General features: G+C 44.7%; 13 protein-coding genes. 4 read left to right on the forward strand and 9 right to left on the reverse strand.

The genetic code is table 11. The features are described 5' to 3' along the window. Positions 1 to 162 precede the first annotated feature (162 nt). From A142_RS04710 to A142_RS04720, 3 genes are all read right to left on the reverse strand, one after another. Complete coding sequence (locus tag A142_RS04710; RefSeq protein WP_020628686.1) at positions 163 to 2,067, reverse strand: bifunctional metallophosphatase/5'-nucleotidase; 1,905 nt, start codon at positions 2,065 to 2,067, stop codon at positions 163 to 165. 299 nt (positions 2,068 to 2,366) lie between these two features. Continuing rightward, on the reverse strand, positions 2,367 to 3,356 hold the full coding sequence (locus A142_RS04715; protein WP_019825110.1) for a zinc-dependent alcohol dehydrogenase family protein: 990 nt from the start codon (positions 3,354 to 3,356) through the stop codon (positions 2,367 to 2,369). 20 nt (positions 3,357 to 3,376) lie between these two features. Then, positions 3,377 to 4,165 (reverse strand): phytanoyl-CoA dioxygenase family protein, encoded by a 789-nt coding sequence (locus A142_RS04720; protein ID WP_019825112.1) that lies wholly within the window; start codon positions 4,163 to 4,165, stop codon positions 3,377 to 3,379. 321 nt (positions 4,166 to 4,486) lie between these two features. Here A142_RS04720 and A142_RS04725 point away from each other — a divergent pair, with 321 nt between their 5' ends. Next, positions 4,487 to 5,674, forward strand: coding sequence for a GGDEF domain-containing protein (locus A142_RS04725; protein ID WP_019825114.1), 1,188 nt, complete (start codon positions 4,487 to 4,489; stop codon positions 5,672 to 5,674). Between the two features lie 53 nt (positions 5,675 to 5,727). On the opposite strand, the gene A142_RS04730 is transcribed toward A142_RS04725, so the two are convergent. The 3 genes from A142_RS04730 to A142_RS04740 form a co-directional block, all read right to left on the reverse strand. Next, entirely contained in the window at positions 5,728 to 5,973 is a 246-nt protein-coding gene (locus A142_RS04730) for a hypothetical protein (RefSeq protein ID WP_019825116.1), read from the reverse strand. 175 nt (positions 5,974 to 6,148) lie between these two features. Continuing rightward, positions 6,149 to 7,030 (reverse strand): DMT family transporter, encoded by an 882-nt coding sequence (locus A142_RS04735; RefSeq protein WP_019825118.1) that lies wholly within the window; start codon positions 7,028 to 7,030, stop codon positions 6,149 to 6,151. Positions 7,031 to 7,173: 143 nt separating this feature from the next. Continuing rightward, positions 7,174 to 8,505, reverse strand: coding sequence for an MFS transporter (locus A142_RS04740; protein ID WP_019825120.1), 1,332 nt, complete (start codon positions 8,503 to 8,505; stop codon positions 7,174 to 7,176). 318 nt (positions 8,506 to 8,823) lie between these two features. On the opposite strand from A142_RS04740, the gene kduD reads away from it, so the two are divergent. Both kduD and A142_RS04750 read left to right on the forward strand, forming a co-directional pair. Further along, complete coding sequence (gene kduD, locus A142_RS04745) at positions 8,824 to 9,585, forward strand: 2-dehydro-3-deoxy-D-gluconate 5-dehydrogenase KduD (protein WP_019825122.1); 762 nt, start codon at positions 8,824 to 8,826, stop codon at positions 9,583 to 9,585. Between the two features lie 53 nt (positions 9,586 to 9,638). After that, positions 9,639 to 10,277 carry an RpiB/LacA/LacB family sugar-phosphate isomerase gene (locus A142_RS04750; RefSeq protein ID WP_019825123.1) on the forward strand — a complete coding sequence of 213 codons (639 nt, stop codon included), beginning with the start codon at positions 9,639 to 9,641 and terminating at the stop codon, positions 10,275 to 10,277. Positions 10,278 to 10,424: 147 nt separating this feature from the next. On the opposite strand, the gene A142_RS04755 is transcribed toward A142_RS04750, so the two are convergent. Further along, entirely contained in the window at positions 10,425 to 11,333 is a 909-nt protein-coding gene (locus A142_RS04755; RefSeq protein WP_019825125.1) for a LysR family transcriptional regulator, read from the reverse strand. Positions 11,334 to 11,437: 104 nt separating this feature from the next. Here A142_RS04755 and A142_RS04760 point away from each other — a divergent pair, with 104 nt between their 5' ends. Then, positions 11,438 to 12,739: a serine hydrolase domain-containing protein gene (locus tag A142_RS04760; protein WP_019825127.1), complete on the forward strand. Its 1,302-nt coding sequence runs from the start codon at positions 11,438 to 11,440 to the stop codon at positions 12,737 to 12,739. A gap of 105 nt (positions 12,740 to 12,844) precedes the next feature. Here the strand turns inward: A142_RS04760 and luxN are convergent, their stop codons facing one another. Then, positions 12,845 to 15,451, reverse strand: coding sequence for a quorum-sensing autoinducer 1 sensor kinase/phosphatase LuxN (luxN, locus tag A142_RS04765; protein WP_019825129.1), 2,607 nt, complete (start codon positions 15,449 to 15,451; stop codon positions 12,845 to 12,847). Then, positions 15,444 to 16,673: an acyl-homoserine-lactone synthase gene (locus A142_RS04770; protein ID WP_019825132.1), complete on the reverse strand. Its 1,230-nt coding sequence runs from the start codon at positions 16,671 to 16,673 to the stop codon at positions 15,444 to 15,446. Before A142_RS04770 ends, luxN begins: the two co-directional genes overlap by 8 nt. Positions 16,674 to 16,711 lie beyond the last annotated feature (38 nt).

The raw sequence follows: 16,711 nt of genomic DNA on the forward strand, positions 1-16,711 counted from the left end.
ACTTGGTAACAAGTGTCGTCTACTCGACAACTATGAGTTAGCCTTTGCGGATCATTTATCCAGTATCAACCGTGTACTTAGTAAAGGTGTGGTGTTGTAGGACGGGAACGACCTAACCACGCGCTAAGCGTCGTTAAGTCGTTATTGGTTTGAGAGCAGGGGTTAATTGAGCGCTTCAATCAGAGTGATTTCGTGTTTGATTTGCTTACTCTCTTGCTCAGTCGCCTGTGCCAGTTTCTTTTCGCGTGTGGTTATGGCTGCTTGTTTGGCTTCGTCAGATTTGAACATCAGTTCTTTTACGTTGATAGAAGCGATGTTTGTGTAGCGGCCATCGTCACTGGTGGGGATTGATATGGTTTGATCGTTAATCAATGACTTTACGATCTCACGCTGTTCACTGTAACGGCTCTCTAAACCAGAAAGTGCCCATCGCTGCTGATTTTTACCTTCATACTTGCCGTTCTTTTCGTCCTTAAGATACTTGATGGTCATGTTACGGATCGTGCCTGCTTCTTCTCCATACTCAGCTTCAGTATCAAAGAGTACAGGGAAGGATTCACCTTCTAGCACGCCGCCTTTCTTGGTTAGATGACCCATTCGATAGCTATTCATACCAATACGGATTTCGGTTTCATCTGTAACCGGTGTGCCATCTGCAAACGCGAGGTTGGTGATACGTGTACCTGCCGGTTGAGTGAGGTCAATGGTGTAAGTCACGCCTGCGAAGAAGTCATTGGTCGAGTATTTTGATGCTCTGCGCTCGGGGTTAAAGCTGTAGGTTACATCGCCGGGTTGTACTGAATTGAAGTAGCCCGCAGACCATTCCATGTAGGTTCTTAACTCTTTGCCTGTCATCTGGTAGACAGTGATTTCGCCACCTGCGTATTGGTAGTTGTACGCGATGTCTTTGGCTTTTATTGGGCCAACATCGAGCTCTGCATTGTCGTTGTCTATTTGAAGTGCGATGACATTAGCTTTGGGTGCATAGAAGAAGCTCGCTTCTTGGTATAGCGCACTGATGCCTGTGTCTTGAACGTGGACTTGAGGGATACCGCGGATTTCGTTTTCTGGGACTAAATCAACGCCAGTAAGTTGAGCGACCGGTCTATTCGCCATTTCTCGGAGTTGTTTGTGATAAGGCTGGTATAACTCGTCCATATTCTCATCAGAGTCGATACCTTTAATTTTGTAGGTGAAGCTATCTTTGTTGACGAGAGTAAATTTACTATCGCGCTCTTCAAATTGAAGATCAATACGAGATAGGGCGCGGCCATATTTGTCGGGCTCAGTAATGATAACGCCATTCACAACGGCCTTATCGATACGAGTGTGCATGTGACCAGCGACGATGGCATCGAGCTCTGGGTTTGCGTTGGCAATGTCGGTGACACCGGTGTCAGCAATGTCATTCTCGTTCTCAATCCCCATATGGGCAACCAATACGATGGCATCCACTTTATCATCAATTTCTTTGACGATTTTCTTCACTTCCAAGGTTGGATTAGTGAAAGTGACGCCTTCTAAACGGTTTGTACCTTGCGCAAAGACCTCCGTCATTGGGGTATCCATTCCGATCACGCCAATCTTAATGCCACCGCGCTCTAGAATGGTGTAACCCGGAAGGAATGGGTTGCCATTTTTATTCTTGATGTTGCCGCCCAAAGATTGCCCTTTAAATTGAGTAAGGGCTCTGTTGAGCGTTTTGAGGCCGAAGTCGAATTCATGATTCCCTAAAACCCACACATCGTATTTCATGTGATTAAAGCCAAGCATCATTGGATCAACAGGCTCGTCTTTGAAGGTTTCTACGAAGTTGCCTTGGATGGTGTCGCCAGCGTCGACAAGGATAATGTTCGATTGCTCTTTGCGGATATCACTCACTTTTGTCGCTATTTGACTCAAGCTGCCACGAGTATTGAGCTTATCTGATGCGTAGTCCCATGCCATAAAATGACCGTGAATATCTGAAGTACCCAGTATCGTAACGTCGTGTATGTCACCATCAGCGGCAAAAGTAGGGAAGGCTAAAGAGAGTAGGATGGCGCTTGATAGTATGTGTCTTTTCATAAGTATATTCACGTCGTGGTTTTAAGTATGACGCTACCATATAGAATCGAGGTTACCTTATGGGTGATCAGTGTCATATTTATAGTGATATAACTTACTGATGTTTCAAATAAATGTGACCCATAACCATATAGCAACCACTTAAGTTACGGTGAAACTCACTACAACTCTTCGCTATTTTTTAATACTCCGAATTTTGTGATCAAATTTTCTAAGCGTTGGTGTATTAATAAGCACATTTGTAAGCTGTTGAACGTCTTGCCTGTTGAGATAAACAAGGTATATCGTCCAACTTTCACTTACTGTGGCAGTAATATGATCTTGCCCTCTAAGCGTGTGGTTTTCGATTCAATGAGATCAATCGCGGTTTGCACTTCATCGAATGGCAGATAGCGGTCAACGTCGAGCTGAATGCCGTTTGTGATGAAGTGATCTAGCATGGTCGTGAACTTATCACGACGAACATCTTTACCTTCCGCTTCCTCCCAATAACGCAAGAAGAAGGTGCTGAAATCGATGTCTTGGCTTTTCGCGTACTCAAAGAAGCGTGGTTCGTAAAAATCCAGAGACAGCGTCCCATAGTTGATAAAGCGCCCGTTGTTGCCAAGGGTGTGAATAAGGTCGGTTCCGGGTGAACCGCCAATCGCATCAAAGGCAACGGTTGGCATAGGCAAGCCTAACGCCTTAATTTGAGAAACTAAATCATCGTCCGTATCTAACACCCAACTGGAAGTGGCTAGGTATTGTTCCGGCTGTGATGTAACAACAATGATTTTGAAGCCGAGTGATGCTGATAACTGGGAGAAGATCTTACCGATGGCTGAACTGCCCGCGTTGATGATCAACACATCTTCGTGGGTCAGCTTAGCTATTTCTGTCGTTAGCACCCATGCAGTTAGCGCATTAATGTACAACTGACAGGCGTAGCCATTGTCTAAATGTTGAGGAATTTGGAACAGATCATCTGGTGATACATCGACATAGTTCTGCCATGTTCCACTGGTTGCCACAAGCACGCGCTGATTCACTGAAAACTCAGCATTGCTAGACTCTACAACCCTTCCTACCGCTTCAAATCCCGGTACTCTCGGCGGCTGATGGCTATGTTTGTATTGGCCCACACCATAAATCGACAACAGATCGCTAGGGTTGATGTTGGTCGCTTCAATGTGTACGCGAACTTTATCTTTGTCTAGTGCCCCTAAAGCGACATGTTCTAACTTGAGAGATTCTTTTGGCTGACCGAAACGGAACTGGCTAATTCGGGTATTTTGCTTAGTGTCAGTCATAGTTCGGATACCTTTATGGGTTATGAGTACTGCATTGATTTTAAGTGTAGCGTGTTCATAAACAATCTTGGGTCGGTAATATTGCTCAACATAGCTGGTGTTGGTAAACAGTCGTCATCAACGTAGTCGACATAGTCTGCCGCCGAATCAAAGATCAAAATATCCAAAGCCAAACGATCCAAGCCATATCGGCCTCGGTGGATCATATCCGCTGAAAATACCAATAAGTCACCGGCGGCTAACGGTATCTGCTTACCGCCAGATATGTCATCGCTGCTCACTTTGCCGTTTTCTTCTTGGCGAACATTGTACTCTTCTTCGTTGTCCCAGCGCTTATGTGTACCAGGGATAAGTTCCATACCTGGCTCATCAAAAAGGGGCACTCGCAGATGCAATACCTGGGTTTCCATGATGACTTTCATCTGGTCATCAATGTCGTAGTCGTATTGACAGTCACGATGCCAGAAGTCTTTTTGCTGCGGGTTTACAGGGTTGAAGAACAGCTGTGTATTCATGAATGCCGGTTTGTTCGGAATCACGGCATCAACCACGTCCATCACTTGTTTCGAGCTGATGAAGTCGAAAAGCACGCTTCGATCGTCGGCAGGCAAATACTCGCTTCCCGTAATTAAAGACGAGTTAAAGGCCTCTTCTTGATAGAACTCTTCGTTGTCTGCTTTCCATGATTCATGGAATTTCAGCACGACTGCTCTAAGCGATGCGATCTGAGCTTCGTCGAAATAATTTCTGATAACAAAGTAACCATGTTCGTCGTAACGGTCACTTAATTGTTGGCTGTTTTCTACCACTGACTACCTTCGTTCATTCTTTGCTGTGTAATAACTAAGGTCAACAGCCCCTAGAGATTTCTTGGGCGCATAATGCCAGACAGTTGTCATTCAACCAAGTAACGAGTGGAGAAGCCTGTAGATTCGGTGATGTTATGAAGCAATATTGAGGGCGAGTGTTACATGCCAATCCATTTCATGGACTCATGCGATAAAAATCTCCGCATATGTGATCTACCCCCTTTTTTTATAAAATGAAAAGATTCATATGGTGAATGTTTTTGTGGTTTGCATGATTATTGACCATGTTGAAATTTGGTTGCGTATGGAAGATAGAAAATCATGGATGGTTTTTCGCTGGATATGAGAACACTTAATTTTATTATTATTTTGTTCTCTTTCATTTACTGCATTGGCTTGTTGCTGTTCCAATTTACCCAACAGTCCATTAAAGGGCTTTCAATTTTTTCCATTTCAATATTTGTTATCGGAAGTGGGCCGTTGATGTTGAGCCTAAGAGGGGAACTCCCTGATTGGATCACTGTTATTGGCGCCAACATGGTCATTGCGCTTAGCTTTCATCTCGCTTTATATAGCTTGTGCCTGTTTCGAGAATATTCCCTAAAATGCACCTACCTCAGCAGTCTGATGATGTTGGCTCTTCTGCTAGGTTTTATTCACTTCACGTACTATGAACCTTCCATCAAGGCTCGAATTATTCTCATTAGTTTATATTTGGCCTTTGTTACTCTTTGCACTGCCTTTGTGGTGTTAAAGGGTCAACGTGATGACTTGACCCTAGCAACTCGAATGATGGCCTTATCATTTTTGATATATGGTGGGTTTATGGTTTTCCGAGTACTGGTGACGCTATTTTCAGCTGAGCTTCAGGATTTCATGGCAGCCGCACTCATTCATCAACTTGCCTTTTTAATGAGTATTGTTCTTATCGTGTCGATGAGCTTCACAATGCTCTGGTTGATTAATGCAAGGTTGCTTAGGTCTATTCATGACCTGTCTTACAGCGACCCTTTAACGGCACTTGGAAACCGCAGAGCTTTAGATGAAATGGTTCCAGTCGTCATGAAGCAGGCGGGGACTGCACCTGTCAGTGCCATTATGATGGATATTGATAACTTTAAGTCGATCAATGACCAACACGGACACATTGTGGGTGATCTCGTGATCAAGTCTTTTGCTGCAATGGTTCAAAGTGCGATAAAAACATCGCCAACAGCCAGCGCGTTCCGTTTTGGTGGAGACGAGATAATGATTTTATTGCCCAATGTTAATTTCCTACAAGCACAGGCTATTGCTTGTAAGCTGCGACTGTCTATTTTAGAGATCTCAGCCGTGCAAGGAAATGAGATGTTCCTGACGTCGAGTTTCGGTGTCGCTCAGCTTCACCCACATGAGAATTGGAATGGGTTTATTAGTCGAGCCGACAAAGCGTTGTATCAAGCAAAAAAAAACGGTCGTAATATGACTTCAATTTGTCCTAGCCATATTAACGAGCTCGTCACTGCCTGATGATGACAGGTCTTTGTGTGTTAGCTTGCCCCGCCACTATTTTGATAAAGCCATTATATTGTTGGCTGTGGCGCTGAGTCTGTTTTTTGGCTTTGCGTTAAAGTTTGTGAAGCAGTGGCTTCAGTTTCTTCTGCAGGCGTAAAATGCTTATCTGTTAGCGTCACAGTCATTCCTTCATGCTTCACTGTTGTGGTTGACGCTTCTAGTTGGGCTTGGTTTGTTGTCGCGGGTTCTGCGAATGTCATCATTGAGGTTGTAAAAAAGATCGTTGCTAGTGCGATTTGAGTAAGGGTTTTCATTAGGCTGTATCCTATTGGGTAATGATTAATAGCTGATACGTGCACTATAAAAATTTTGTGGAGGCCGTTCTTATCATTTTACGCCACCGTAATATTTATACGGTGGATGAATATGTCACTTGGGTATGATTTTTTGTTCTCTTTGAGCCAACCTCCAAGTATGCCGACGTTCAAATCACTGCCACATCACCAAGACCGCTGCGATAGAAAGTAAGATGAGTGCAACAATGTCTTTGCGTGCGATGCTTTGCCCTAACCAGAAGTAGGATATCAACACCATGAAGATCACTTCGACTTGCCCAAGCGTCTTTACGTACGGAACGGCTTGAAGTGACATTGCGCTAAACCAACCCAGAGAACCGATAACACTCGCTAGGCTTGTCATGACGACCAGTTTCGACTTCTTGAATATCAGGCGCAGCGTGTCGCGTTCTCTGAAAAAGAGATACGTACAGATAATCACTGTTTGAAGGGAAATGACGAGGAACAGCACCCAAGCAGCGCTATGAGGGAAGGGCAACCCTATGCTCAAACTTGCTTCCCGTACCCAAAGAGACGTTAAAGCAAAGGCGGTGCTACAAGCCATACCTAATAAGAACACTCTCGGGGACAAGCTTCGCCAGCCAGAAGCGCTGCTCATGATTAGCACGCCTAAAGTACCAATAAGTACGCCGACCCAACCTGTTAGTGTCAAAGCAGTACCAAAAAACAATACGGATAGCACAGCAGATACGGGGGCTTCACACTTGGCTAAGCCTGCTCCTATCGCATAGTTCTCGAGCTTAAATAACATCACCATTAAGCCGGTCGCGAGGATCTGCATAATGGCTGCTGCAATAATGTAGAAAACAAACTCACCCGAAAAATCCGGTGCGGAGACTGGCTGCCATTGATAGAGGGCGTAGAGGTAAATAAGGGCGATTGGGCCAGCCCAAATAAATCGCGCTAACGTTACGCCAGCCACGCTCATGGTGCCACTTAATTTGCTTTGAAAGGCATTGCGCCAAGATTGGCTGAAGGCAGCAAGCAGGGTAAAGGCGATCCAACTAAAAGACATGACGCTTCCATGTGTTATGTAATTTGATGGTGATACTAACAAAAAATCACATGATAAGAAGCGTCATGATCCGTATATAGCCAGAGACTCACCTTTATTCTCTATTCGGCAGTAGAGATCTCTTCAACAGTTCGATGCTTTCTTCAGAAGATCGGCTGTTTCTTGTTTTTGAAATAGAACAGCGCACTGATCGAAATGAACAGGAAGGCGAAGTAATAGAAAAACGAAGACAGTGAGGCCAAGAAGGCAAGGTTCTGCTCTATTTCTTGTTCGGTGTAGCCCTGAGACACCAACTTATAGTAGTAAGCGTACAAGACCCCGATCAGCCCGTATCCGAGGTTAAACATCAAACCTTTGAAACTAAGAACGGTGGCTCTGTTGTGCGATTCGGTCTTTTTATTCAGGTGGTAGCTGATGAAAATGTTCATCGTCATGATGATAAAGATTAATACTAGTGCCGGAATGACCCCGTAAATCGACCAACCTAAACTGATCCAGTAATAAGTCGCCATGCTGGCCAATCCCATAACCACTATGAAGGTTTTAGGCTCAATGCTCTCTGCTAATCTTCGGCTTTGTCCTGCCAATATAATCTTAAGCAAACTTATACCCGCACCAATAAAACCAAAGTAGATAATTGGAATATCAATCGCCAGATAGTATTGGCTGTTCATGGTTAGGAACATGCGTGAGGTGTGTTCGAATAGGCTGTAGTAGAGCAAGATGAACAGCACGTAAGGCGTAGCGAATACCCATTTACCTGCATCGATCGTCAATTTAAGACTTGAGATGGTGGTTGCCAATTTGGTTTGGTTGCTTGGCATCAGCTTTTTCTCTTCGCGCATATTAATCGCGGCATAGATAGCGATCATCGCTACAAATAGGGTGGCGAACACAGGAATACGCATCAGATCTTTAGTGCTTTCTGGTTCGGCTAGTCCAAGGAAATGAAAGATGTTCGTCATAAAATTCACGTCGTACATCGCCGCACCAATTAGTGTGACAAAGATACCGACCGTTGAGGCGACACGAAGCTGGATTTGCAGCACTCGAGGCCACAACTCTTCATTGTCTTGTTCCTTTAAAGTGTCGTATGCCAATGCCTCGTCAGCACCGCTGGCCAGTGCCATCGCTAAGCCACTGAGAATCCGGTTAATCAGAAAGACTATGAACACCAAGTCGGGGTTTCCGGTTGGCACTAAGGCGATCATTGCGATCTCAACGAACATCACAATCGAAGACAGCACCACCAGTTTCTTGCGGCCTAAGGTATCGGCGAATGCACCCGACGGTACTTCAGCAAGCACAATGGTGGCCGCCCACACTACGTTGAGCATCGCGAATTGAGAAAGGGTTAGCCCGTAATCTAAATAAAGTAGGGTGAATATAGGGTAGTAAAAACGCGCAAAGTAGCTGCTTCTAAACATTAAGAAGTAGCGGACATTGGGAATTTTAAGGATCTCTTTGAGCGTCATGATAATTTCAGTAATTTAGATAACACATTATTATGTATAAACCGTTTTACCTTATAAATCATGGAATTGTTGCCATAATCCAGAATTAAGTGATTTAGATAATCTTCTGGCTCTCTATTCCTAATCGGTTACAGATTCACTCTTCTTCAAATCACCATCCTATCCATTTATTTTGTTGTGCTCGTTTCAACCTGTAAGACTGATTTTGGTTCAAGATCGAACTTCTACAATGTCGCTCTCGTATTTACATCTTATTGTATGATTTAATTGATGGTGGTAGTGATACGCAATGAATCCAATGTAATTGAGGAAGCAAGCATGATCTTAGAGTCATTCAGTCTGGAAGAGAAAGTAGCGATAGTGACGGGCTGTAACACTGGGCTTGGGCAAGGTATTGCATTAGGCCTAGCGGAAGCCGGTTGTAAAGTTGTCGGTGTTAACCGTACAGAGCCTGAAGAGACTATTGAGAAAATGAGTGCAGCAGGTCATACGTTCCTAAACGTCAGTGCTGATCTTCTCGAACAAGCGTGTATTCCACGGATTATAGAGCGCACTTTGGCTGAGTTTGGCCAAGTCGACATCCTCGTGAACAATGCAGGAATTATTCGCCGCCAAGATGCTATTGAGTTCTCAGAGCAAGATTGGGATGACGTAATGAACGTGAACACCAAGACCGTGTTCTTTATGTCTCAGGCCGTTGCAAAGCAGTTTAAGGCTCAAGGTACTGGCGGAAAGATCATTAACATTGCATCGATGCTCTCATTCCAAGGTGGCATTCGAGTTCCTTCTTATACGGCTTCAAAAAGTGCAGTGATGGGAGTGACACGTGCGATGGCGAACGAATGGGCGCGAGACAATATCAACGTGAATGCGATAGCTCCCGGTTATATGGAAACGAACAATACTCAAGCTCTGCGCGAAGATGCTGTGCGTAATCAAGCGATCCTTGAGCGCATTCCTGCTGAACGCTGGGGTAAACCGCAAGATATCGCAGGTCCTTGTGTGTTTTTAGCATCATCAGCATCGGATTACATTAACGGCTACACCATCGCTGTTGACGGTGGTTGGTTAGCACGCTAATTGGTTTTTTATTCTAAATTTTGAGTTTGCAGCAATCTTGCAGGAGAAGATAAATGAAAATCGCTTTAATGATGGAAAACAGTCAGGCAGGTAAAAATGCCATGGTTGCAGCTGAGCTAGAGTCAGTGGCGGGTGGCATTGGTCACGATGTTTTCAACTTAGGTATGACAGACGAGAACGATCACCACTTAACGTATATCCACCTCGGTATCATGGCGAGCATTCTGATCAACTCAAAGGCTGTGGACTTTGTTGTGACTGGTTGCGGTACAGGACAAGGGGCTTTGATGTCACTGAACCTGCATCCGGGTGTGGTCTGTGGTTACTGCCTAGAGCCATCAGATGCTTTTTTGTTTAACCAAATCAACAACGGCAATGCTATCGCTCTTGCTTTTGCTAAAGGCTTTGGCTGGGCTGGTGAGCTGAATATTCGTTACATATTCGAAAAGGCTTTCACTGGTGAGCGTGGCCAAGGTTACCCGTTAGAACGAGCAGAACCACAACAGCGTAATGCAGCCATTTTGAATGAAGTGAAAGCGGCGGTGGTAAAAGACAACTTTATTGATTCGCTAAGAGCAATCGACCAAGATCTCGTGAAAACAGCGGTTGGCAGCGAGCGTTTCCAACAATGCTTCTTCGATCATTGCCAAAACCCAGACATTGCAGATTATGTTCGTTCAGTTTTAGATTAAGTTTATCAAGAGTTATATAGCTGCTAGATGAAGATAGAAAACAAAAATAGGAGCGTTTAAGCTCCTCTTCTATTTTTTGCTCTGTGAGCCAGGTTTTATGCTTCTCACGTACCCTGGCTCTTGATCGTCATTCTCTCCTTCCTTTCATCAGAATGACGGATCTTTATGAAGTACCAGATTTTTAATCACTTTAGCGGCCACTTCGATGATTTGAGATTCTTGCTCAGACGCTTTAGACGATAAGTTGTAAAACATAATACAATCTTGCTGAATCATATTTGGCGCTTCTTGGAGCTCGATCTGACGTACCTCACCACTTTTCATGTATTGGGCTAGGTTCTCCCGAGGGCACACACACCATCCGTCTTGCTTTAACTTTTCAATGAGAAGGCTTTGTGATGTGACCACTTCAAACTCGCTACTGATCTTGGTATGCCTGAGTTCGTTGGCAATGTCATTCTCAGTGATCAATTGACGAAAGGTGGCCAGTTCAGCAATCGAAATCGTTCGGTTTGGAATACTAGAGTGAACGGACGTGAACAGGCTCAGCTGAAAAGATCCAAGGTTGATATTACCGATCCCCGCGCTCGGGTGTAAGTTGCCCATCCCAGGCATAATGGCAAACAGGGCATCTCCGTCTTCTATCTGCTGTAAACAGTGGTTTCTATCTTTTTGTAGCCAGTTGATAAGCATGTGAGGGTGAAGAGACTTGATCTCAGACTCAATGCTAAGCAACAGCTGACAAGGGATCGAGCTATCGTGATAAACGGTAATGTTGTTGAGTTCACCTTTGTACGCAGATAAGGCTATGTTTTCGAACTCTAACGACTGTCTCGCCAGTAACCGTGCTCTTGGATACAGACGATGAGCAATGTCCGTTGCGACCGCCTTTTTTCCTTCGATAGAAAACAGCTCCATTCCCATCAAATCTTCTAGCGAGTTGATTCTCTCTCGCACCGTAGAGCGAGCTTTATTCAATCTTTTACTGGCAGCACTGTAGCTTTGAAGTTCATAGACACTGGTGAAGCATGCCACCTGTTCATTCGAAATCATCATTTGATCACCTTTGTACTGTTTGGACGTACATTTTGGATTTATATGTTTGAACTTAGCAAAGTACTCTACATCCGTACACACAAGATTGTTAACGGAGATTTCAGATGAGAAAGTCGATTATTTCATTGGTCACTGCAGGCTTATTTTCGACAACCGCGATGGCGGATATCAAGCCTATGTCTACAGTGCCAGCAAAAGCGAATGAGCAAGTCACACTGGAGAACTGGACGCATGCGCCATTTAATAAATGGGCTTTCCAGAACATGGGAATCCATCCAACGGTTATGGTGTCTCGAGATGGTGCAATCAACGATATCCCACAAGCATTGAATACGGAAGTCGCTCAACACAAATTTATTTATGCCGGAGAAGAACTGACTTTTCGTGATGCGATGATTAATGATCACACCGATGGCTACATTATTATTCAAGATGGAAAGATACTTCATGAGGAGTACTTTGGTGACTTCACAGCAAGAGATCACCACCTGTGGGCTTCAAGTACCAAATCTTTGGTTGGACAAGCTTTAGGTTTGTTGGTTGAACAAGGCAAGGTCGATGTGGAGAAAAAGGTCAGCACATACATTGAAGAGCTTAAAGGCACACACTTTGGTGAGCAGACTTTACGAACTTTACTGAACATGACCTCTGCGATTGATTACAGCGAAGACTATGTAAACATGGCTCCGGGTGATGTGCATTTCGAATATTTCCGCCGATTAGGGTTTATTCCAGCCTATGACTTGCTGGCATTGGACCCAACAAAGACAGATAAGCCTCGTGACTTGCTGAGTTTCTCTGCGATGTTTGAACAGAATGAAAATTTAAAGGTGAACGATAAGTTTGAATACCACAGCCCGAACGTTGATGTTATTGGCTGGGTTGTCGCGCGCGTTTCCGGTCAAACGCTTGATCAATTTATTGCTGACAACATCTGGAACAAACTCGGCACAGAGCATGATGCCTTCTTCATGACGGACATGAACTACAACCCAGTCGCAACTGGCGGTTTCAATACTACGCTAAGAGACTTTGCGCGTGTTGGGCTAGCGATGGTCAACAATGGCGAATACAACGGCCAACAAGTCTTCTCTGAAAAGTGGGTCAAAGACAGCTTCAACATTACGCCAGAAGAAAATCGACACATGATGAACAGTGTCTACAAAGATACTGAGGCTCAAGTCTTTGATGCACACTTAGAGGGTTACAAAAATTTCCTTTGGGTACATGACTCAGACAAAAACATTGCGACATATCGTGGGGTGTTTGGTCAGTTCTTGTATATCAACCAAGACAAGAATGTCGTCATCGCAACTTTCTCTTCAGCAGAGAGCGCTTCGAATGCAGCGCGTGAAGAGTCAAAGGTGAGATTAGAAGCTTTTGAGTCGTTAGCTAAGTCGTTATAGCAGTACATGCCTAAGTTAAAAGTCCCCTCAAGTAGGTTCTTGAGGGGACTTTTTGCGTTCCTTTCTTTATCAATGGCTAATAGCTAACAGCAAGTGAGTGACTCGCTACTCGTTTTCTGTTTGCTTTGAAGCGTTGGATGTCTTGCCTTGCTTCAACCAGTTGTCGAGTACATGTTGCAGCGCATCCAATGAAGTTGGCTTTTCTAGGCGACCATCCATTAACTTGCTGATCATGTCGAGTTCGCGTTGTCCCGATTCGCCAGATAGAGCAATGATTGGCGTATTGGGTGAGCGTGCCTTGATGATCTGGCTTGCGTCAAAGCCGTTCATGACTGGCATCTGTACATCCATCAAGATCAAATCAACTTGATGAGTTCTAAACAGTTCAACCGCATTCTCGCCGTTTTTAGCTTGTAAGCTATTTACGCCAAGTCGACTCAGGTACATCTGAACAAGCGTGCGTTGTACCTCTTTGTCATCGACGATAAGCACGGTTGGAGCCAAATGGTTCTCTGGGGCTAGCGTACTTGTTGGCTCTGAACTTTGCGTTTCCGCTTGGTTATCTGGCTTAACTTCTACGTTGGATTTGTTTTCAGTTGTGGTTTGATTGCTTTTCCAATCATTGAAGTAAGGCGTACGAAGTGCGTCTGCTTTGGGTGCATTGGGCACCACCGGGAAGTACAGGTGGAACTCAGTAAACTCCCCAAGTTTAGAGTGGCACTCAACTCGGCCGCCAAATGAACGCATTACACGTTGGCAATAACCGAGCCCTAGGCCGCTACCACCGCTTTTTTGGTAAGAGAAGAAGTCATCAAAAATCTTATGTGCAATGGCTTCGTCAATGCCTGGGCCAGTATCTCGGAATATCAGAACGTTCTCATAAGGTCCTGTGTTGGTACTGATCTCAATTTGGCTTTCTGGGTAAGAATCAAAGTAATAAATTGCATTGCGTATCAAGTTGAAAATGACGAAGTTGAATAAGGTTTCATTCAGCTTTGCTACAAAATCAGCGTGTTGTGGTAGCCGAATTCGTTCAATGATCTTTTCGTTCTCAAAACCATAATGACTCACTGCCTGATCTACGGCTTTGTGAATTGAGGTCATGGTGACGGGGCCATGCTCAGGGGAGCTATCGCTGACCTCACGCAAGATGATATCAATCAGTTGTCGCCCGCGTTGAATCGCCGCTTGGCCATTCTCAATATCCTTTAGGATTTGTTTGGCTGGGGCTTGGTTATCAATGTGCTGCTTTAACACCTCAAAATGCAGCTGAACTTGAGCCAGCGGGTTACGCATTTCGTGTGCGATAGAATTAGCTAGAGCGCGACTTTGGCGAATGCGTCTATCGGCTTCAATGGTGCTTTGTACACGAGTCAACAAGGTTTGCAGTGCAGAGATCTCTTCGTTAGAGAACATCTTATCGTTGCTCTTGTGTGACGAGACCAATAAGTGTGTGACCGATTTCCCCTGACCAAATAAAGGCATCACCAAAGCGGTGTCGTTTGAGCTCATCTTGTCATACAGGGCTTTTATCGAGCGCTTGGCTGGTGCGGTGTAATCAAGCTCCTGAGACAGTTCATCGAACACTAAAACGGACTTGTTGGTAGACAGATAATCTTCGTAGAAGGTTTCGTTGTAGTTGCTGTTCACCAGACGCAACTTGTCTTCGGGAATCTGCAATAGGCTGCCTAATCGACGCATGGCATCATCAATCGACAGCTTGAAATCGTCTTCTAGTGAGAGGATCTGTTGTACTGGCGTTTTCTTGTTTCCGTAGACAAAGAAGGAGGCGTAGTGGCTTACGCGTTTGTAGAGAACATGCCAAGTGATGCCGATAATCGCACAGATTGGGATAGCAACGAGCCATTGACTGTCATCTGTCAGCGGGATAAATATCGCGCCAAAAGGGATCACCAAAATAGCACAGACCAACAGCGCATTTAGGCTCATGTACGCAAGGTATTTCACGCTGAAGAAGCGCGAGGTCAGTAGGGCATAGCCAACGAACAACATTTCACTTATCGACAAAGCTGGTGGCAACCAAGTGAGCGAGAAATCACGTAAGAAGTAGGTCATGCCTAGGTGGATTGTCGCAGTAGACAGCATGAAGACTAAAATGCCTGCGATCATGTAGTTGGTTTTAGCTAAGGTCAGCTTGCTGCTGTTGGCGCGCATGGCCATCAGGTTGAGCAGTGTCAGGATAACAAAGCTAATCATTCCAATGAAGAAGTACGGCGTATGCGGGCCAAACTCAATCACGAACTGGCTTGGGCCTGCAATGGTGACGTGTTCAACGGTTAACCCCGGACTTAAATTGATAAAGAAGGAGTAGACGGTCAGGGTGACGAAAATGGCTTGTTGCCACACATGAACCTTACCATTACGTTGTTCAGCGGCGAGCTTACACGAGAAGTAATAGGCAAAGGCAAACGCAAAGAAAGAAGCGAGGTTGGCAAACTTTGCGGCGAACACGGCGGCCGAGGCTCCAAGTTCCGGTAATAAGTCGGTATGGAAATAAGCGTTACTGCTGATCCACGCAACAATGCAGATCGAATACGCGATGTAAGGGGCATGGTGTGTCCCTGCGATCACTTCGTTCTTCTGTTTCAGGCGATAGCAGTAATAGAACAACCACATGACAACCACAGCCACGGTTGCAAGCAGGGTGATTGCTTTTGCATAGATGATCGCCTCAAGGCCGAAATCAAACATGTTCATCCTTTTTTGCCGAGCTAGTTTTTCCTGCCGAGCGCAACTTTTCTAATGACTTTCTACTCTCTCGCACTGCGCGTTTGTAGCTCCGAAAATCGACATTATTGAACGCTTTTACCATCAATTCGAAATTCCAAAAGCCACGGTAAATGGTGGTGCCGTCATCGTTCATTTCGCAATACCCAGCATGGAAGTATGCATTGGAATCAATGGTTTGATAAAACTGAAGCATGAAAGGTTGTTCAATGATGGTGAAACCAATTTTGTAGCCAACTTGATGTAAGACGCTCATCAGCTCTTTTTGAGCGAGATAGAGGAAGTAGAGTTTTTGTTGGGTATTTCCACTGACGGTTAAGCGCAGAACTTCACATATGGCTCGAGATTCGGATAGTTGTAACTGAAACTGATTATCGAATTTTGGCAGAGAATCACATTTTGACAATATCGGTGGGGTGAATAGCTGTAACCCTGAAAGTGAATCGTAACCATGATTTGGTAAGCAGTATTGCCATTGCTCATTGCTGAACGGCGGTGCGTAACTTAGCCAAGTGTCCTTCTTAGACCAGTCTTGAATCAGCGCAGAGGAAACCAGTGTCGGAAAGGCTTCATCGACTGGATGTTTGAGCAGAATAAAATGCTTACCTGCCTGAGAAAGGTGTAATAAAGGCAGCATCTCAAACCATTTTTCACCCTTGATGAAAACCTCAAGGTTGCTTAAAGCAATGGCATCGCAGATTGGCATTCCTTGTGGGTGACTCGGTGTCTGTACCAAAAGTGGCTCATGCTCTATCTGTTCGATGACCGCACCGTAATAAGCACTGTCATTGATAGGGAGGTCGACATGAGAAATGGAGCTTGAATTTAATGGAGATTTTACTTTGATCGCAGCAATTTCACACTCACACCAGAAATCTAGCCAATGCATATAGCACTGACCTACGGCCTGCTCTAGAAGAGCAATCTCTGCAGATAGTGTATTTGGATAGCGCAGAATCAGATCGCGGTAGTCCATCACCTCAAACAATACAGAGTAGCTTTTGTTTTGATGTTCTGGGAAAAGCAATTCTAACTGGCTTCTACGATATTCAGTCACGTTTTGAAAAAGCTCAGTGCGCTGTTGTGGCTGATAAGTGCTGATGACGAGCTCGATAAGCGCGTGTTGTTTCTTTTCGATAGCCAGACTGCTAGCCAACAGTGAGACTAAAGACGACGTTAATTTCATGTTTAACCTAGCCTAGGTTTATATAATTATTTTTATTA

The sequence above is a fragment of the Vibrio splendidus 12E03 genome, from assembly GCF_000272105.2.
Lineage (GTDB): Bacteria > Pseudomonadota > Gammaproteobacteria > Enterobacterales > Vibrionaceae > Vibrio > Vibrio splendidus_I.